The following is a 17,824-nucleotide window of genomic DNA, read 5'->3' as shown; positions in this document are numbered from 1 at the left end:
TATTCCAGGGAGATCACGAGGATGGCAAGCCGCAATGCGTTATTGCCGGGGGTGCTTGCGGTGCTGGCAATGGTCGCGGCAAGCGCGAATGCCGGCGGGCCGGCCAAGCCAGCGAAGCCCGAACCGCCGAGAAGCAAGGCGCAATGCATGGCACGCGGCGGGGAATGGATCCTGTACCCGATGGGCCAGTTCCATTTTTGCGTCATCAGGACAGGCGACCGTGGCAAAGCCTGCGCCGACGACAGCGAATGCCAGGGCGACTGCGTTCCAGCCGATCGGCCGTCCCGGCTGCCGGGCGTGTGTGCGCCGACATTGCCGATGCCGGGAGGCTGCCCGAAGCACCTGGTGAATGGCAGGGTGATCGAGGAGCCCTGCATCTAGGGCGTCCGGCAACATCTCCATGGCTGCGTTGCAATGCCTTGCCGCAGCCCGCCGGGTACGTTACGCGGCCATCAAGTCCAGCGTCACCGTAAACACGCTGCCCCGGCCGGGCCCGTCGCTGTAGGCCGTCACCTGGCCGCCATGCATGGCGACGATATTGCGCACCAGTGCCAGCCCGATGCCCAGCCCGCCCTGGGCGCGGTCCGGCGAACGTTCCGCCTGTGTAAACAAGTCGAATACATGGGGCAGCAGGGCGTTGTCGAGGCCGATGCCGTTGTCGCGCACGCTGATGGCCACGGTCGTGCCTTCGCGGACGCAGGCCAGCGCGATCCGTCCGCCGCGCGGCGTGTACTTCGCTGCATTGTTGAGCAGGTTGACCACCACCTGCACGAGCCGGTTGGCATCGCCGTGGACACACAGCGTGCCGGCGCCGCCTTCGATGGCGAACGCATGCCCGCGCGCCTGCATCAGCGGGCGCGCCTGCTCGACGGCATTGGCGACGATCGACCCCAGGTCCACCATCGCGCGGTCGAGCTGGATCAGGCCGCGCGTGACGCGCGAGACGTCGAGCAGGTCGTCGACCAGCGTGGTCATGTGCCGTACCTGCCGGGCGATCACGTCGCTGGCCTTGCGCACCCGCTCGTCGGCGCTGCCGACCGTCCGGAGCAGGTCGGCCGCCGCGGAAATCGGTGCCAGCGGATTGCGCAGTTCGTGGGCCAGCATCGCCAGGAACTCGTCCTTGCGGCGGTCCTGGTCGTGCAGGGCCTGCTCCGCCGCGAGCCGCTCGGTAATGTCCTCGTGGATCAGCATGACCTCGACGACGCGGCCATCGGCATCCTTGACCGGATGCGCCCGCGCGGTCACCCAGCGCGCCGGCCCCGTGCCGTCCAGCGTGGCCACGTCGTAGCGGATCGCCGGCAGCGCCACCGATTCGCCGGCGAACGCGCGCCGCAGCGTGGCGGCGATGCCGTGCCCGACCAGTTGCGGATCCTCCAGCACGTTGTAGGCGGCACTGAGCACATGGGCCTTGACCGCCGAGCCTTCGCGGATCTGCCACAGGTCTTCCCAGGCCTGGTTGACCCGCAGCGTGCGGCCGTCGGGCGCAAGGATCTGGATGCTGACGGGCGCCTGCTCGAACACCGCACGAAAGCGCATGTCGGAGCTCGCGCTGTCGGGCGTGCCCGCGGGCGGGGATGGCGGTGTGGTTGACATGGGTTGCTTGCAAGACGATAACCGGCCATCATGTCATATTTCTACGTTCCTGGCACGAACTAAAATTGCCGGGAGCTACCGGCAGCGCTCATTCTCCGCCGGGCTGCATGCCGGGAATCCCCAGCCGGATCGCCCGCGAGAAATCGCTGCCGTCGGTATCGGCGCGCAGCGCGCGCGGATTGATGTAGCCGCGCTGCTGCAGCACCCGATACGGGTAGCCCGGCACCAGCGCGCCCTGGTCGTACGCGTACTCGGCGAAATGGCCCGAAGCGAGCAGCCGGTAGTCGAGCGGCAGGCCGGGTGCGATCTGCCGGGCAAGGTCGAAGACGACGGTGGTGCAGTTGCTGGTCAGCGTGTTGTAGAACGCCGGCGTGTGGCGCAATTGCGCGGCCTGCGCCAGGTAGCCGAGGAACACGGCGCGCAGCTGCGCCGGCGTGGCGCGCAGCCGGTACAGGTAGACCTGTTCGCCGCGCGCGTTGCTGCGCGTGCGCACGATGTCCCGTTCGTCCGCCGCGACCAGGACTTCCTCGAACTGGCGGAAGAAGCCGCCGACGGCGGAAAACGCCTCGTGCCGTTCCTTGCGGATCTCCAGCGAAAACACCAGCTTGCGGCCATCGGCAAAGCCGAACGAGACCAGCGTGTGCGCGATGTGCGGCCCCATCCAGTACGACAGCACCAGGTCGGCAGATGCCAGTTGCGCCAGGTCGTAATGGCGGGTTTCCCAGCGCGGCGTGTAGCGCGTTTCGCTCTCCCAGTCGAAATTGCGCACGTTGCGCAGCGTGACGCGGTTGCCGTCCACGTCGGCGTCGAGCAGGCGGGCGACGTCGTCGGCCCAGGCCCTGTCGTGCGAAGGCCGGACCGACTGCCACCAGGCGCCCATCGCCACCGCGGCCACCGCGCAGGCCAGCGCGATGCCGTTCCGCCAGCGCCTGCCGGGCGGGCGCCACACGGCGACTGCCGCGGCGATGCCGAGCCCGCACCACGCCGTGCCGGCGGCGGCGGCCGGCAGGCGCGGCAACTGGAAATGCAGCGCGAGCAGGCCCCAGGCGCCTGCCAGGGCGAGGAGGAGCGTCGCCGGCATCCTGACCAGGACGGCCTGCGCCAGTCCGCTGCGCATAAGGCGAGGCTCGCTCAACGGGGGCGCGGCACGCCGCTCGCGGTGTACCGTTCCAGGAAGTCGCGGAAACGGCTTCCCGCGAACGCCTCGCCGGCCACGCGGTCGAAGCGGGCGATATCGGCCTTGTCGGCCTTCAGCGAGTACAGCATGAACACGGCGCGCGGCGGCATCGGCAGGCGCACGACGCGGAGCGGCATGCCGCCCACGTGGGCCAGGTAGCGTGGCGAATATTCGTTCTCGAAGTAGGCCCCGTCGATCTCCCCGGCCTGGACCAGGCGCAGGTTCTCCAGCTGCCAGGTATGGCCCGCCGCGCGGCGCCACGTGGCGCCGGCCTCTTTCAGTCGCGGCGACAGGGCGGCCCCGGCGACCCAGCCGATCCGCATGCCGGCAAGCTGGTCCAGCGAGCGCACGGTGCGCAGCGGGAAGTCCTCGCGGACCGCAAGGTTCGGCCGGGTGTACAGGTAGGTAAAGCTGGACGTGGCGGTGCCGGCCTGGCGCGCGGCCTGGCCGCTTGCTACCAGCACGATGTCGAGCGTCCCTTCCCGCAGGGCGGCGATGCCATCCGGCAGCGAGCTAGTCGACATCCACCGCATGGCGACGCCGCCCGGCACCACTTCGCGTTCCAGGAAATCGCGCAGCGCGCCGCGCAGCGGTTTGTCGGGCTCGCCCAGTACCAGCGGCGCCACGACGAAGCCGCCGACGCGCAGCGGCGCGGCCGTGGCACCGCCAGCGATGGTGCAAAGGAGTGCCGGGAGGAGGGCGGGTAGCAAACGGTACATGGCGCATTGTAGCCGGGCAGGAGCCTGTACGCCGTCCATGTGGCAAGCGGTGCGCGTCAGCGTCCGCCGGCCGCGCTGGCAGTCGCCGCTCCGGACGCGGCAGATGCGGCGGCGAGGGCGCCGAGCAGCTCGTCCGGCGCCACCGGCTTGACGAAATGCCGGTCGAAACCGGCTGCCGCGGCCTGCTCACGGTCCTCCGCCCGGCCGTAGCCGCTCAGCGCGAACAGCACGATGCCCCTGCGCTCCGGATCGCCGGCCCGGCCGCCCGCGCGGTCGCCGGCAATGGCGCGGATCTCGCGCGCCAGCGTGTAGCCATCCATGCCCGGCAGGCCGATGTCGAGGATGCAGGCGTCGGGCTGCGCCGCGCGGACCGCGGCCAGCGCCGATTCCGCATCGTAGCGGGTGTCGCAGCGGTGCCCGGCGCCGCGCAGCAGGATCGCCAGCGTATCGGCGGCATCGCGGTTGTCGTCCACCAGCAGCAGGTCCAGCGATCTTGCCGCCACGGCCGGCGCAACCGCGGCGGCGGGCGGCGGCGGCAGCGCGATGGCCGGCAGCGTGACGGTGAAGCGGGCGCCGCGTCCCGGGCCGTCGCTGGCCGCGTGCACCGTGCCGCCATGCAGCGCCACCAGGCCGGAAACGATCGCCAGGCCGATGCCCAGGCCGCCCTGCGAACGGTCGGCGCCGCGCTCCCCCTGCGTGAACAGCCCGAACACGTGCGGCAGCAGATCGGCTGAAATGCCGCAGCCATTGTCGCTGACGGTCAGTTGCGCGTGGCCGGCGCCGTCCCCGCTGCCGCCGCCGCTGTCGACAATGGCCAGTTCGACGCCGATCCGGCCGCCCGCCGGCGTGAAACGGATCGCATTGCTGAGCAGGTTGGCCACCACCTGGGTCAGGCGCGCGCGGTCGCCATCCACGCCCACGGGCCCGGACGGCAGTGCCGCCTCCAGCGCGTGGTGCCGGGCGGCCAGCAGCGGATGGACCTGTTCCAGCGCGTCGCGCACGGCGTCGCGCAGGTCGAACGCGCGCGGCACCAGTTCGACCTTGCCGCGGCTGATGCGTGCCGCGTCGAGCAGGTCGTCCACCAGCCGCGACAGGTGGGCCGACTGCCTCGCCACGATGGCGGCGGCCATGGCCACCTGCGCCGGCTGGGCGATGCCGCGCTGCAGCAGCGTGGCCGCGGCGCTGATCGGCGCCAGCGGATTGCGCAACTCATGTGCCAGCATCGCCAGGAATTCGTCCTTGCGCCGCTCGGCCGTGCGCAATCCCTGCTCGGCCACCTCGCGTGCCGTCACGTCCAGCGTCACGCCGCGCAGCTTGCGCACCTCGCCGTCGGCGCCGACGATGCAGCGGCCGCGCAGGTCGAGCCACAGGGCGGAACCGTCGTCGGCCCGCCGGGCCCGTATGATCATCTGGTAGTCGCCGCGCCGGGCGATCGCGGCCGCGCGCGCTTCCAGCACGCGGGGCAGGTCGTCCGGGTGGATCAGGTGCCATGGCTGGCGCAACACGTCTAGCGAGGCGCCGAACAGGAACACGGCACTGTCGGAAAACAGTACCTCGTTGCGCGGCAGGTCGAATTCCCAGACCGCCATGCGCGCCGCCATCAGGCCCTCCTTCAGGCGTTCCTCGTTCAGCAGCAGCGCTTCGCGCGCGCGGCGTGCCTCGCTGACGTCGACGCCGGACAGGAAGACGCCGGTCGGCCGGCCGTTGTCGCCGATCGGCTGCAGCGCGAAGTCGATGTAGCGGAGCCGGTCCGCCGGGCTGGCACCGGTGCCGACATGTACCGGCGTTTCCCGCGCCGCATAGGACGTGCCGCTGCGAAACGCCGCGTCGAGCTGGGCCACCAGGTGGGCCGACGCCAGTTCCGGCACGGCGCCGGCGAACGGCGTGCCGACCAGGCCGCCGCGGCCGACCAGCGCGTCGAAATCCGTGTTGGTCAGTTCGATCAGGTGCGCGGGGCCGCGCAGGATGACCACGAAACCGGGCGCCTGCAGCAGCAGGTGGTACAGGTGGTCGCGCTGCGCCTCGCTCTGCGCCACGCGCTCGTCGGCCAGCGCCTGTTCGGCGCGCAGCGCGCGCCAGGCGTAGAGCCGCCCCAGGCCGCCCAGGTAGATCGATAGCAGGCCCAGCAGCGAGTACGCGGCGACGGCCGCCGGGTCGCTGCCGGCCCAGCCGGGCAGGGAACCGTCCGGTTCGAGCATCCATGCGCCGGCCACCAGGCCGGTGAAAAACACCAGCAGGGCCGGGCCGCGGTCGAACGCGGCGGCCGCGAACACGAGGAAGGGGCAGAACACGAGGAAGGGCGCGCGGCCGCCGTCGAAGCGCCACTGCAGCATCTGCAGCGCCACTGCCAGCACCGCCACCAGGACGGCGCCGCCCCAGCGGGCGCGCGTGCCGAGCGAGGCCATCCTGCGTACAACGCGAGCGTCTCCGAACATGTATGCCTTGTCGTGTGGCGTGTGCCTTACTTGACTGAGCCACAGTTTAGCAATGCCCGCGGCGTCCTCGCGCACGTCACGCGGCAGGTGGTGGATTCGGTAACTGCGCCGGTACCTGTGCCGGTTACTGGACCGGTACCGGCGCCGGCAGCGGCGCCACGTCGACCCGGTCCCGCCCGCCGTGCTTGGCGGCGTACATCGCCGCGTCGGCCGCCTGCAGCAGCGCTTCGGGAGTATCGCCATGCACCGGATAGGCTGCCACGCCGAACGAGGCCGAAGCGGTGAGCACATCCTTGTTGACCGCCAGGTTCAGCGCACGGATCTGCTGCCGCAGCCGCCCGGCGCGGGCCGTGGCATGCTCCAGCGAACAGTCCGGCAGCAGCAGAATCAGCTCTTCGCCGCCATAGCGGCATGCCACGTCGCTGCCGCGGATCGACTGCAGCAGCAGGGTGCCCACGTGGCGCAGCAGCAGGTCGCCGGCCTCGTGGCCGAACGTGTCGTTGACGCGCTTGAAATGGTCGAGGTCCAGCATGATCACGGCCAGCGGCGCGCCACGGCGTACGGCCCGCGCCAGTTCGCGCTTGAGCGTTTCGTCCAGGTAGCGGCGGTTGTACAGCTGGGTCAGCGGATCGATCACCGACTGGTGCCGCAGCGACGCGCGCAGCTGGACGTTGGACAGCGCCAGCGCCACCTGTTCGCTCAGCTGCATGATCCATGCGCGTTCGGTGGCGCTGTCGTCCTGGCCCAGCGCCATCCCTTCGGCGGTGATGAAGCCGATCACGTTGCCCTGCGTCACCAGCGGCACGCAGATGCGCGGCAGCCGCGCGCCGGACTCCGCCACGTGGCGGCAGGCCAGCGTGCCTTCGTCGCCGTGCGTGAAATGCTGGGTACCCTTGCGCAGGGCCCAGCAGTCGAGCGGTTCGATGATGTCCGGGTCGTGCGCCTGGCCCCAGGTGGCCTTGCGTTCGAGGATGTCGCGCGAATGCCGGTACAGGTACATGGAGCCGGACAGTGCCGGCAGCAGCCGGCTGAAGTACAGCGCGACGATCTGCGCGCCTTCCTCGAGGGTTTCGGCCAGTTCCAGCGCGTGCAGCATTTCGCCGCCGCTCTGCAGCTGGACATTGCGCCGCTCGGCGATGTCGGCGGTCAGCCGCAGCTGCCGCGAGATGTCGTTGGCATGCTGCTCGGCCTTGCGGCGCTGGGTCAGCACGCGGTTGCCCGCCAGGCCCGCCAGGATCAGCAGCACGATATCGATCGCGGTGGCCACGCTGGTGACGTTCGCGGCCAGGCTGGAGCGGGCGGCAAGCTGGGCGCGCAAGCCCGCGCGGTAATTCGCATAGGCCGTTTCCTGGGCGCCGATGCGCACTCTCAGCTCATCCATGTACTGCTTGCCGCGACCGGTGTCGACCAGCGCCCGGGCCGCCTCGGCGCCGTCGGCCGAGCGCACCCGCACCACCTCGCGCATGTAGGCGGTCTTTGCCGCCGTGAGCCGGGCGATATCCTCCAGCGCCTTCTGTTCCGCCGCGGGGATCGGGCCGGTGCCCAGCGCCTTGCCGACGGCCGGCAGCGCGGCCAACGCTTCGTGGTAGGGCTCCAGGAATTCCTGCCGGCCCGTGATCACATAGCCGCGCTCGGCCGCTTCGGCATCGCTCAGGTAATTGAGCAGCACGCCGTACTCGCGTTCGCGCGCGATCGCTTTATCCAGTTCCGCCATCACCTCCGTCACGCTGGCGGTGACGAAGTGGGGGAGCAGGGCGATCGCCGACATGACGACGACGATGCAGGCGGCGGCGAGCTTGAGCTTGGTTTCGACTTTCATGGGGTACGGCGGTTCCGGTGATGCCAAAACGCAACTGTACCAGTTTCGGCGGGCCAGGCGCGCATCGGCGCCCGCCGCCTCGCCGTCAGGCGCCGATGCGGAACTCGCCGACCAGGGCCACCAGCGTGTCGGCCTGCTGCTGCAGGCTTTCGGCGGCGGCGGCGGCTTCCTCGACCAGCGCGGCGTTCTGCTGCGTCACGCCATCCATCTGCACGATGGCCTGGTTGACCTGGCCGATGCCGCCGCTCTGTTCGGCGCCGGCAGCGGCGATCTCGGCAATGATGTCGGCCACCTGGCGCACGCTGGCGACCACGCCGTCCATCGTCGCGCCGGCATCCCTGACCAGCAGGCTGCCACGCTGCACCTGGGCCGCCGAATCGCCGATCAGCGCCTTGATTTCCTTCGCCGCGCTGGCCGAACGCTGGGCCAGCGTGCGCACTTCGCTGGCGACGACCGCGAAACCGCGGCCCTGTTCGCCGGCGCGCGCCGCCTCCACGGCCGCGTTCAAGGCCAGGATATTGGTCTGGAACGCGATGCCGTCGATCACGGCGATGATGTCCACCACCTTGCTCGACGACGCATCGATCGCCGCCATCGTATCGACCACCTGGGCCACCACGGCGCCGCCGCGCCGCGCCACCTCCGACGCATTGGCCGCCAGCTGACGGGCCTGCGCGGCGTTGTCGGAATTCTGGCGGACGCTGCCCGTCAACTGCTCCATCGAGGCCGCCGTCTCCTCCAGCGCGCTGGCCTGCTGCTCGGTACGGGCCGACAGGTCCAGGTTGCCGCGGCTGATTTCCGCGCTGGCCGTGGCCACGCTGCCGGAGCTGTCGCGCACCAGGGCCAGTACGCGCTCGATCTTGGCGGCAAAGCCGTTGAAGCCGGTGGCGATCACGGCCAGCTCGTCGCTGCCCTTGACGGCCAGCCGGGCCGACAGGTCGGCATTGCCGCCGGCCAGTTGCGTCATCGTGCGCGCCAGCGTGCGCAGCGGCCGGGTCAGGCGGCGCAGCACGCAGACCATGGCGACCGCGGCGACGAGCGCGCACAGTGCGGAGGCCAGCAGCGTATACATCAGCTGTTGGCGCGCCGGCGCCGTGGCCACGCTTTCCGGGAACGACAGCCGCACCGACCACGGCGCGATATCGTCATGCAGCCGCACCGGCTGCAGCAGGTGGACGATGCCGCCGGCGCTGTACTCGTACGGCTTGCCGGCGCGGATGGCGTCCAGCGCGGCGGCCGGCAGGTCGTCGGCGCGCTTACCGTTGCGGGCCGCCACCGGATGGCTGGCGTACAGGCCGCCATGCGAGACCAGCGCCAGTTCGCCGCCCTCCATGGTCTGCATGCCGGCCAGGATGCCGGACAGCTTGGTGAGCATGAAGTCGCCGGTGACCACGCCGCGTGCCTTGCCCTCGACCATGATCGGCGTGACCATCGATGCGATCAGCACATCCTTGCCGTTGACCGGGTAGGAATACGGTTCCGAGAAATAGCGCTTGCCGGTGTTTTTCGGCACGTCGTACCAGTCGTTGCCGCCCGGCGTGGCGACGAACACGATCGGTTCGACGGAAACGCCGCCGTTCGCCGCGCGGGTGAAATACGGCATGTGGCGGCCGCTCGCGTCGAAGCGCGGGCCCTGGCCGGCAAACTCGGCATCCCTGCCGTCGAGCGCATCCGGCTCCATCGTGGCGGACACGCCGACCAGGTCCTCGGTGCCCAGCAGCACCGCCTTCGTCAGGTTGTCGACCTGGTCCCGGTTCAGCGCCGGGCCGTCGGCCAGCGTGTTGCGCAGCCCACCGGCCAGCGTGGCCACGGCGGCCATGTTGCCGCCCAGGCGGCCTTGCAGCGCGGCGGCCGCTTCGGCAGCGGTGGTGCGGGCCAGGTGCATGGCCGCGTCGTGCGCCGTGTCGCGGCCGCGGATGCCGGTCACCGTCGCGGTGATGGCAAGGCTGACGATGACGAGCGCCGACGCCGCCAGGCTGATGCGGGCATTCAGCGACAGCGCGCCCCGTGCCGGGTTGATGGTTGCCAGTTTCATGCGCGTTTCTTCATGTGAATTTCTCCGAGAGCCGGGGGCGGCATGCCGATACCGCGTGCCGTATATCCAGGCGGCAATGTTAGCCTCGTTCCCGGCCTGCACGCGTGTGGCGGGGCGTCGCGGCATGCATTTCACGAGCCACTGCGTCGCCAGAACAACAGATCGGCGGTGCGGCGTTATATCGGCGCCAACGTCTTGTCAACCGTGCAGCAGGGGCCTGCAGCCTGTCGGCCGCGCCAATTTGCTGCCCTGCCATATAATTGGCCTGTCGGTATCAGCCCGGATGACCAGAATGACTACACCTCCCGCTTCCTCACCTCCAGCTTCGCGCCGCGCGGCCCGCAAGCCGGCACGCCGCGTTTCCACCGGCGTTCCCGGCCTCGACGACATCCTGTGCGGCGGGCTGACCGCGGAACGCGTCTACCTGGTCGAGGGTTCGCCCGGCTCCGGCAAGACGACGCTCGGCCTGCAGTTCCTGCTCGACGGCCGGGCCAGGGGCGAAGCGGGGCTGTACATCACCCTGTCGGAGACGGCCGACGAGCTCGATGCCGTGGCGGAAAGCCATGGCTGGTCGCTGGACGGCATCGACCTGTTCGAACTGGCCGACGAAGTCGCGCTCGATCCGGACGCGCAGCAGTCGATCCTGCATCCGGCCGAGGTGGAGCTGGGCGAAACCACCAAGGGTGTGCTGGACCGGGTGGACCGGGTGCGCCCGGCGCGGGTGGTGTTCGACAGCCTGTCCGAACTGCGGCTGCTGGCGCAGAATCCGCTGCGCTACCGCCGGCAGATCCTGGCCCTGAAACAGTTTTTCTCGGCGCGCGCGTGCACCGTACTGCTGCTGGACGACAAGACCAACCAGGCCGACCAGCACCTGCACAGCATTTCGCACGGCGTCATCAGCCTGGAGCAGATCGCCCAGGAATTCGGCAAGGAGCGGCGCCGCGTCAACATCATCAAGATGCGCGGCATCCAGTTTCGCGGCGGCTACCACGACTACGTGCTGGACAAGGGCGGCATCCGCATGTTCCCGCGCCTGGTGGCGGCCGAGCATGCCGGCGCCTTCACGCCGGTCGCGCGCCCCACGGGCAACGACGGGCTGGACACGCTGCTGGGCGGCGGCCTGGTTGCCGGGACCAACACGCTGATCGTGGGGCCGTCCGGTGTCGGCAAGACCACCGTGACCATGCGCTGCATGCTGGCCGCGCTGGAGCGGGGCGAGAAAGCCGCGTTCTACCTGTTCGACGAAGGCATGGGCACCTTCCTGGCGCGCAGCGCGGCGCTGGGCATGGACGTGGCGCCGCACCTGGCCAGCGGCCAGATGACGCTGCGCCACGTCGACCCGGCCGAACTGTCGCCGGGCGAGTTCGCGCAGATGCTGCGCGACGCGGTGGAAACCGGCGGCGTGACCTTCATGGCCATCGACAGCCTGAACGCTTACCTGCAGGCCATGCCCGGCGAGCAGTACCTGACGCTGCAGATGCACGAACTGCTGGCTTACCTGAACCAGAAGGGCGTGACGACGATGCTGGTGCTGGGCGAGCACGGCCTGGTGGGGCAGATGGAGCGCGAAGTCGACCTCAGCTACCTCAGCGACTCGACGCTGCTGATGCGCTTCTTCGAGGCCGGCGGCATGCTGCGGCGCGCCATCACGGTGGTGAAAAGCCGCGCCGCCAGCCACGCGCTGACGATCCACGAACTGGCGCTGCACAGCCAGGGCATCGGCATCGGCGCGCCTCTGGTCGGTTTCGAAGGCGTGCTGACGGGATTACCGAGCTACCGCGGGGATACCGCGATGATGTCGGCCGCCGATGTCCGGGGCTGAGGCGGCCGAAGCACGGGTGCTCGTACTCGCCCCGCGCGGACGGGACGCCGAAGTGATTGCCGGTGTCATCGTCCGCCACGGGGTGCGCTGCGAAACCGTGGCCGATTTCGGTGCGCTGGCCGCCTGCGTCATGGCCGGCGCCGCGACGGCGATCGTTACCGACGAGGCGCTGCATGGCGCCGACCTGGCGCCGCTGCACGACTGGCTGGCGGCGCAGGAGCCGTGGTCGGACTTTCCGTTCATCGTGCTGCTGTCGCGGCGGCTGGGGCCGGGCTCCAGCCGCGCGGGCGCGCTGTTTTCCGCGCTGGGCAACGTGATCCTGCTGGAGCGCCCGCTGAGCGCGGACACGCTCGGCAGCGCCACCGGCGCGGCGCTGCGGGCCCGGCATCGCCAGTACCAGGCGCGCGCCGTGCTGGCCGACCGCCAGCGGGTGTCGGACGAGCTGGCCGCGCTGAATGCCACGCTGGAGACCCGGGTGGACGAGCGCACGCGCGCGCTGGCACAAGCCAACGACCGGCTGACCGCCGAGGTGATCGAGCGCGAGAAGGCCCAGCAAGCCATGCTGCAGTACCAGAAGATGGAATCGCTGGGGCAGCTGACAGGGGGCGTGGCGCACGACTTCAACAACCTGCTCAATGTCGTGCAGGGCAGCATGGAGCTGATCCTGCTCACCAGCACCGATGCCGCAGTGCGGCGCCGTGCCGAAACGGCCAAGGCGGCGTGCGAACGGGGCGCCAGGCTGACTGCGCAGCTGCTGGCGTTTGCCCGCAACCAGACGCTGGACCTGCGGCCCCTGCCGGTGATGGGGCTGTTCGAGTCCGTGCTGCAGATGGCCCGCCCGCTGCTGGGCGATACCTTCGAATTCGTCACCGGCGTTGCATCGGGAACCAATGCCGTGCTGGCCGACACCAGCCAGATCGAGATGGCGCTGCTGAACCTCGTCATCAACGCCCGCGACGCGATGCCCGGGGGCGGGCGCATCGTGCTGCACGCCTCGCGGCCGCGGCCGCCGCAAGGCCTGCTGCCGGACAGTGCCGCCGGCGCCTACGTGCGCCTGGCCGTGTCCGACAACGGCCCCGGCATGAGCGCGGACATCGCCGCCCGTGTGTTCGAGCCGTTCTTCACGACCAAGCCGGTGGGCAAGGGTACCGGCCTGGGCCTGTCCCAGGTGTATGGCATGGCGCGGCAGTCGGGCGGCATCGCGCGCGTGGAGAGCATGCCGGGGCAGGGCACCACGGTCGAGATGTGGCTGCCGGCCGCCGGCGCCGGCGACGTGCCCGAGGTGGATACGGCCGGGCACGAGCCGCAGCTGGCCGGCTTGAAGGTGCTGGTGGTCGAGGACGATGCCTTCGTGCGCGCCTGCATGGTCGATGCGCTGGCGCTGCTGGGCTGCGAGGTCGAGCAGGCACCCGACGGCGCCGCCGGGCTCGACGCGCTGGCCCACGGGCCGCCCGGCGTGCTGGTGACCGACTACCTGATGCCGGGCATGACCGGTGCCGAGCTGGCGCGGCAGGCGCGGGCCCGCTTCGCCGGCCTGCCGGTGGTGGTGGCCACGGGTTATGCCGACATGGATGCGATCCGGGATGCCGCGGGTGGCGTGGAAATCCTGCGCAAGCCGTTCCTGATCGCCGAGCTGGGCGCAGCCGTGCGCAGGGCGCTGGGCGCCGTGCCGGCGACGTAAGCTGCTCGCGAGGGCAATTCCGTTCAATACGGGAGCACGCCGGGCCGCTATCGTGGCGCTTCTTTCGATCCAGGAGCGCTTCGCATGACTCTTTATCTGTCGATGGCCGCCTTCGCGCTGGCCTCTTCGATCACGCCCGGCCCCGTCAACATCGTGGCGCTCGGCGCCGGGGCCCGCCACGGCCTGGCCGCCAGCATGCGCCACGTCAGCGGCGCCACGATCGGGTTCACCGTGCTGTTGCTGCTGGTCGGGCTGGGCCTTTACCAGCTGGTCGAACGGTGGCCTGGACTGGTCGCCGGCGTTCGCTGGGCCGGCATCGCCTTCCTGTTCTGGCTGGCGTGGCGGCTGGCGGCCGACGATGGCGAACTGTCGTTCGACGGCGCCGCGCGCGGGCCGTCGCTGCTGGCCGGCGCGGCGATGCAGTGGCTGAACCCGAAGGCCTGGCTGGCCGCCGTCTCCGGCATGGGTGCGTACGCGGCCGATGGCGGCGGCGCGCTCGTGTGGATTTTCGCCGCCATCTACTTCGTGGTCTGCTGGCTGTCGATCTTCTGCTGGGCGTGGGCGGGAACGGCGCTGCGCGGCTGGCTGGCCAATGCGGCGCGTGTGCGGCTGCTCAACCGGGCGATGGCGCTGCTGCTGGCCGGCAGCGCGGCCTGGCTGCTGCTGGCGGATTGATCATGTGCGATCGACAACCAGCGACTGACGGCTAGCGCACCTTGCGGTACTGGCCCGGCGTGGCCGCCACGTGGCGCTTGAACGCACGCTGCAGGTGGGCCTGGTCGGCGAAGCCGGCCTCCAGCGCCACGTCGGCGATCGGCCTGCCGCGCCGCAGCTGCTCGCGGCAGTACTGGATGCGGCAGTCGACCAGCCAGGCATGCGGCGTCATGCCGTAGCGGGCCTTGAACGCGCGGATCAGGTAGGACGGCGACAGTCCCGTGGCGCCGCACAGGTCGTCCAGCGTGGGGTTGCCGGCGCGGTGCGCGCGCAGGTATTCCGCGGCGCGCCGCACCTGGTGATCCGGCAGCGGCGCGGCCGGTGCCGGCTGCAGCGTGTCGTGCATGGATGTGAAGAAGTCGAGTGCCGCACCGTGCTTTTCCAGCGTGCCGGCGGCCGCGTCGATGCAGGTCGCGTACAGCGCTTCGAGCCGCGCGAACAGCCCGGGAGCGTGGCTGGCCGCCGCGGCGTAAGGCTGGAAGGCATCGCGGCCCTGCGCCGCCGCCAGCCAGCGGCTGTCGACATGGAACATGCGGTACGACCATGGCTGTTCGCCCAGCGGATTGCAGGCATGGACGTCGCCGGGATTCATCAGCACCACGGTGCCTGCCCCCACGTGCTCGCGCACGCGGCCGTTCAGGTAGACGCTCTCGCCGCCCGTAATCGACCCGATCGAGAAGGTTTCATGCGAGTGCTTCGCGTAGCAGATGCCGCGGCCGTCCGCGATGGCGCGCGCTTCGAGGAAGGGCAGGGCGTCGTCGCGCCAGAAGGTCGGAGTGCTCATGGTGCCGCTCAGGATACCACCGCCAGTGCTTGCAGCACCGGCAGCCGTCGCTGCAGGAATGCGGCGGCCTGCCGTTCGAGCAGCGCGACCTGCTGGTCCACCGTGGCAGCCGCCTCGCCGTGCACCGGCCGCAAGTCCCGCCCGGCGCCCAGCGCCATCGCGAACGCGACCAGTTCTCCGGCCTGGCCGTGGCCGCGCGCCTGGCCGAGCAGGAACAGCTGGTGCAGCCGCGGTACCGGGATGCCGCCGCCGGTGACGGGCGAAGCCAGGTAATGGATGTCACCGCGATGTTCGGCCAGCGCCAGCAGGTGTTCGTTCAGCCGGCGGCAGGCCGGCAATGCCCGTTCGATGGCCGCGTCGTCCTGCGCGGGCTGCACCTGCTGGGTGCCGGCCAGCTGGAACACGGCCTGCTGGGTCTGCACGGCCGTCAGCCCGGCCGCCGCGCAGGCCGTTTCCAGCTCGCCGATCGTGCGGGGCAGGTGATCGGCCAGCGTTTCGATGACGGGGCGGTGCATCGCTTCGTTCAGGCCCACTTCGATCTGCCCGGCCTTGACGGTGTAGGCCACGTCGTCCGGCGCCATCACCAGCACCACCCGCTGGCCCCGCAGCAGCCGGGCGCGTTCCAGCGGCGCCAGCCGGCGCGCCCCGCGCACCCAGTAGTCGCGCCGGAACTGCTGGTTGATCATGAAGTCGAACGCCATCTGCTTCAGTGCCGGGTCGGTCACGCCCTGCAGGAAGCGGGCCTGCTCCGGCGTGACGATGGCGCTGTCGATATGCTCGACGTACGTGGCCGGGCAGGCGAAATCCAGCCTGGCCGGCGCCAGCCAGTCGGCCAGCGCGGGGAACGACATCGGCTGCCAGTCGCGGTTGAAGTATTCGTGGGCCAGGTAGGCCGTGCTCGATGCCTTCAGCAGTTCCATCCGGGCCGGTATGTGCGGATTGGCCTGCACGAAGCCGGGATCGGTGGCCAGCAGCGCGTCGGCGAAACCCAGCGCCTGCCCGATGCGCTGCCCGATGTCGGCGCTGGGCACCGTCATCGTCGCGTAGTGGCGCGTCATCAGCTCGCGCACGGGGCTCAGTGCCGCCCAGCCCGGCTGCGTGTTGTAGCTGATGTACAGCACGCCGCCGACCTTGAGCTTGCGGCGCACGAAATCGACCAGCACGTGCCGGTTCTCGTCCGACACCCAGCTCCACACGCCGTGCAGGCAGATGAAGTCGAAGTCGGGCAGGTCGGGGCGGGCGCAGAATTCGGCGAACGATGCGTCGCCCAGGTGGGCGTCGGCGCCCGACGCGGCGGCCAGCTCGCGGGCAAAGCCGGCCTGCACGGGGTTGAAGTCGGTACCGTGCCATTGCGTGGCCGATGCCGCCGCATGCACGTTGACGCTGACGCCCTGCCCGAAGCCCAGTTCGCACGCGTGCCCCTGCTCCGGGAACACCAGCCCGGCGTTCAGGAACGCCAGGCGCACGCGCAGCGGGTTCAGCTCCGGATACACGCCGTACGTGTAGCCGATGTCGGATACATAGCCTGCGGACCAGTCGGGCATGTGGCGTTCCTGTCGTTGACGATTCCGCCAGTGTAAGCCAGGCATGCGGCCCGGGGCCAGACTTGTCGTTACCGCGGCGGCGGTGCCCCGGTGCGCAGGCGCAGCAGCAGTGCGACCGCCAGGGCGATGATGCCGCCGGCGGCGAGCGAGACGACGGTGCCCCACGGCGGGTGGCCCGGCGCGGCGCCCGTGGCGGCGTCCTGGAACGGCAGTGCCGCGCCGGCCAGCAGGGCGACGGCAACGGGAAGGAGGGCGAGGAAGGCGGTCCTGGTATTCATGGGCCCAGTGTCGCGCATGCGCGGGATCGATGGAAATCGTTCTGGTGCACGTGTACTATTCGTCGCATGAATAATATTTTCGGTTTGACTGCGATGGACGGTTGCGATGGATGATTGCAATGGATGAGCTGCGGCGTATCGACCTGAACCTGCTGCTGACGCTGCACGCGCTGCTGGCGGAGAAGCACGTCACGCGGGCCGCGCTGCGGCTGCACAAGAGCCAGCCGGCGGTCAGCCATGGGCTGGCACAGCTGCGCGCGCACTTCGACGACCCGCTGCTGGTGCGCCGCGACGGGCAGATGGCGCTGACGCCGCGCGCCCTGTCGCTGATCGAACCGCTGGCGGAGGCACTGGGCACGCTGAATGGCCTGCTGGCCGCGCAGCAGTTCGATCCGGCCGCGGCGCAGCGGCGCTTCCGGCTCACGCTGTCCGACTACTCGGCGCGCCTGATCCTGCCACCGCTGGTGCGTTACGTGCGCCGCCATGCGCCGGGTATCGACCTGGCGGTCAGCCAGGCCAGCCGGGATGCGATGCTGGCCCAGCTCGTCGATGGCGAAGTCGACGTGGCGCTCGGCATCTTTCCCGACCGTCCCGATACGATCCACGTGCAGGACCTGTTTGCCGAGGAGTTCATCAGCCTGGCGGACAAGTCCACATTGCCGCCCAAGGGCGGGCTAACGCTGGACGAGTTCCTGCGCCGCCCGCACGTGAAGCTGGCGCTGCGGCCCGACTCGCATGACGAGATCGAACGTGCCCTCGGCGAACTGGGCCTGCAGCGCCACATCGCCGTCGCGCTGCCGCACTGGAGCGCCGCGGTGGAGCTGATTGCCGGTACCGACCTGATCCTGACCGCCGCCAGCCGCACCAGCGGCGCGATGGCGTCGCACAAGGCGCTGCGGCGGTTCAAGCCGCCGTTCGCGCTGCCCAGTTTTTCGTACCAGCAGGCGTGGCATGCGCGGCGGGATGACGATCCGGGGCACCGGTGGTTGCGGGATGCGATTTTTGCTTGTAGTCAGCCGGGTGGGGGATGAGTCGCAGAGGAGGATGTGCCGCTGGTGTCGGACACATTCATGTGTCGGACACCGGTTTTTTGCCGGCATGTGGGAACCTCCACGCTGGAAAACCGGTGTCCGACACCATGAAGCCGGTGTCCGACACCAGGTCCCGGACCCCGGTTTTTGTCTGTATTACGCCGACGTCCGCAAAAAACCGGGGACAGTCCC

At 70.3% G+C, this 17,824-nt stretch carries 14 protein-coding genes; 5 read left to right on the top strand and 9 right to left on the bottom strand.

Annotation, left to right across the window (positions count from 1 at the left end):
- Positions 1-21: 21 nt before the first annotated feature.
- Complete coding sequence (locus FHS02_RS09620) at positions 22-381, top strand: hypothetical protein (protein ID WP_137313224.1); 360 nt, start codon at positions 22-24, stop codon at positions 379-381.
- Positions 382-441: 60 nt separating this feature from the next.
- On the opposite strand, the gene FHS02_RS09615 is transcribed toward FHS02_RS09620, so the two are convergent.
- The 6 genes from FHS02_RS09615 to FHS02_RS09590 form a co-directional block, all read right to left on the bottom strand.
- The gene (locus tag FHS02_RS09615) at positions 442-1,536 is read right to left on the bottom strand and encodes a PAS domain-containing sensor histidine kinase (RefSeq protein ID WP_175424749.1); all 1,095 of its coding nucleotides are present in this window, start codon (positions 1,534-1,536) and stop codon (positions 442-444) included.
- A 145-nt stretch (positions 1,537-1,681) separates the two neighbouring features.
- A complete protein-coding gene (locus tag FHS02_RS09610; RefSeq protein WP_137313222.1) occupies positions 1,682-2,710 on the bottom strand; it encodes an Lnb N-terminal periplasmic domain-containing protein in 1,029 nt (342 codons plus the stop codon).
- Positions 2,711-2,724: 14 nt separating this feature from the next.
- Complete coding sequence (locus tag FHS02_RS09605; protein ID WP_137313221.1) at positions 2,725-3,489, bottom strand: substrate-binding periplasmic protein; 765 nt, start codon at positions 3,487-3,489, stop codon at positions 2,725-2,727.
- 56 nt (positions 3,490-3,545) lie between these two features.
- The gene (locus FHS02_RS09600) at positions 3,546-5,924 is read right to left on the bottom strand and encodes a hybrid sensor histidine kinase/response regulator (protein ID WP_137313220.1); all 2,379 of its coding nucleotides are present in this window, start codon (positions 5,922-5,924) and stop codon (positions 3,546-3,548) included.
- A 124-nt stretch (positions 5,925-6,048) separates the two neighbouring features.
- Positions 6,049-7,743 (bottom strand): diguanylate cyclase, encoded by a 1,695-nt coding sequence (locus FHS02_RS09595; RefSeq protein WP_137313219.1) that lies wholly within the window; start codon positions 7,741-7,743, stop codon positions 6,049-6,051.
- A gap of 85 nt (positions 7,744-7,828) precedes the next feature.
- Positions 7,829-9,778, bottom strand: coding sequence for a methyl-accepting chemotaxis protein (locus FHS02_RS09590; RefSeq protein WP_137313218.1), 1,950 nt, complete (start codon positions 9,776-9,778; stop codon positions 7,829-7,831).
- Between the two features lie 292 nt (positions 9,779-10,070).
- Between FHS02_RS09590 and FHS02_RS09585 the strand changes: the two genes are divergently transcribed.
- The 3 genes from FHS02_RS09585 (at position 10,071) to FHS02_RS09575 (ending at position 13,956) form a co-directional block, all read left to right on the top strand.
- Positions 10,071-11,600 (top strand): ATPase domain-containing protein, encoded by a 1,530-nt coding sequence (locus FHS02_RS09585; RefSeq protein ID WP_137313217.1) that lies wholly within the window; start codon positions 10,071-10,073, stop codon positions 11,598-11,600.
- A 16-nt stretch (positions 11,601-11,616) separates the two neighbouring features.
- Positions 11,617-13,281: an ATP-binding protein gene (locus FHS02_RS09580; RefSeq protein ID WP_371870561.1), complete on the top strand. Its 1,665-nt coding sequence runs from the start codon at positions 11,617-11,619 to the stop codon at positions 13,279-13,281.
- A gap of 84 nt (positions 13,282-13,365) precedes the next feature.
- Positions 13,366-13,956, top strand: coding sequence for a LysE family translocator (locus tag FHS02_RS09575; RefSeq protein ID WP_137313215.1), 591 nt, complete (start codon positions 13,366-13,368; stop codon positions 13,954-13,956).
- Between the two features lie 31 nt (positions 13,957-13,987).
- Here FHS02_RS09575 and FHS02_RS09570 read toward each other — a convergent pair whose 3' ends face one another.
- The 3 genes from FHS02_RS09570 to FHS02_RS09560 all read right to left on the bottom strand — a co-directional run bounded on the left by FHS02_RS09570 (position 13,988) and on the right by FHS02_RS09560 (position 16,601).
- Positions 13,988-14,779 carry an AraC family transcriptional regulator gene (locus FHS02_RS09570; protein WP_137313214.1) on the bottom strand — a complete coding sequence of 264 codons (792 nt, stop codon included), beginning with the start codon at positions 14,777-14,779 and terminating at the stop codon, positions 13,988-13,990.
- Between the two features lie 8 nt (positions 14,780-14,787).
- Positions 14,788-16,323: a methyltransferase regulatory domain-containing protein gene (locus tag FHS02_RS09565; protein WP_137313213.1), complete on the bottom strand. Its 1,536-nt coding sequence runs from the start codon at positions 16,321-16,323 to the stop codon at positions 14,788-14,790.
- A gap of 68 nt (positions 16,324-16,391) precedes the next feature.
- Positions 16,392-16,601, bottom strand: coding sequence for a hypothetical protein (locus tag FHS02_RS09560; protein ID WP_137313212.1), 210 nt, complete (start codon positions 16,599-16,601; stop codon positions 16,392-16,394).
- Positions 16,602-16,720: 119 nt separating this feature from the next.
- Between FHS02_RS09560 and FHS02_RS09555 the strand changes: the two genes are divergently transcribed.
- Positions 16,721-17,632, top strand: a complete 912-nt coding sequence (locus FHS02_RS09555; protein WP_137313211.1) for a LysR family transcriptional regulator — start codon at positions 16,721-16,723, stop codon at positions 17,630-17,632.
- The last annotated feature ends 192 nt before the right edge of the window (positions 17,633-17,824 follow it).

The organism is Pseudoduganella umbonata (assembly GCF_014192225.1).
In the GTDB taxonomy this organism is placed as follows: domain Bacteria; phylum Pseudomonadota; class Gammaproteobacteria; order Burkholderiales; family Burkholderiaceae_D; genus Rugamonas; species Rugamonas umbonata.
The sequence above is the reverse complement of the archived record's forward strand: the minus strand, read 5'-3'. Positions and strand labels throughout refer to the sequence as shown.

Excerpts from the sequence above, each read along its gene's own strand:
- FHS02_RS09610 (WP_137313222.1), bottom strand. The coding sequence starts at position 2,710 with ATGCGCAGCGGACTGGCGCAGGCCGTCCTGGTCAGGATGCCGGCGACG.
- FHS02_RS09600 (WP_137313220.1), bottom strand. The coding sequence starts at position 5,924 with ATGTTCGGAGACGCTCGCGTTGTACGCAGGATGGCCTCGCTCGGCACG.
- FHS02_RS09595 (WP_137313219.1), bottom strand. The coding sequence starts at position 7,743 with ATGAAAGTCGAAACCAAGCTCAAGCTCGCCGCCGCCTGCATCGTCGTC.
- FHS02_RS09575 (WP_137313215.1), top strand. The coding sequence starts at position 13,366 with ATGACTCTTTATCTGTCGATGGCCGCCTTCGCGCTGGCCTCTTCGATC.
- FHS02_RS09615 (WP_175424749.1), bottom strand. The coding sequence starts at position 1,536 with ATGCGCTTTCGTGCGGTGTTCGAGCAGGCGCCCGTCAGCATCCAGATC.
- FHS02_RS09605 (WP_137313221.1), bottom strand. The coding sequence starts at position 3,489 with ATGTACCGTTTGCTACCCGCCCTCCTCCCGGCACTCCTTTGCACCATC.
- FHS02_RS09585 (WP_137313217.1), top strand. The coding sequence starts at position 10,071 with ATGACTACACCTCCCGCTTCCTCACCTCCAGCTTCGCGCCGCGCGGCC.
- FHS02_RS09620 (WP_137313224.1), top strand. The coding sequence starts at position 22 with ATGGCAAGCCGCAATGCGTTATTGCCGGGGGTGCTTGCGGTGCTGGCA.
- FHS02_RS09560 (WP_137313212.1), bottom strand. The coding sequence starts at position 16,601 with ATGAATACCAGGACCGCCTTCCTCGCCCTCCTTCCCGTTGCCGTCGCC.
- FHS02_RS09565 (WP_137313213.1), bottom strand. The coding sequence starts at position 16,323 with ATGCCCGACTGGTCCGCAGGCTATGTATCCGACATCGGCTACACGTAC.
- FHS02_RS09570 (WP_137313214.1), bottom strand. The coding sequence starts at position 14,779 with ATGAGCACTCCGACCTTCTGGCGCGACGACGCCCTGCCCTTCCTCGAA.
- FHS02_RS09555 (WP_137313211.1), top strand. The coding sequence starts at position 16,721 with ATGGATGAGCTGCGGCGTATCGACCTGAACCTGCTGCTGACGCTGCAC.
- FHS02_RS09590 (WP_137313218.1), bottom strand. The coding sequence starts at position 9,778 with ATGAAACTGGCAACCATCAACCCGGCACGGGGCGCGCTGTCGCTGAAT.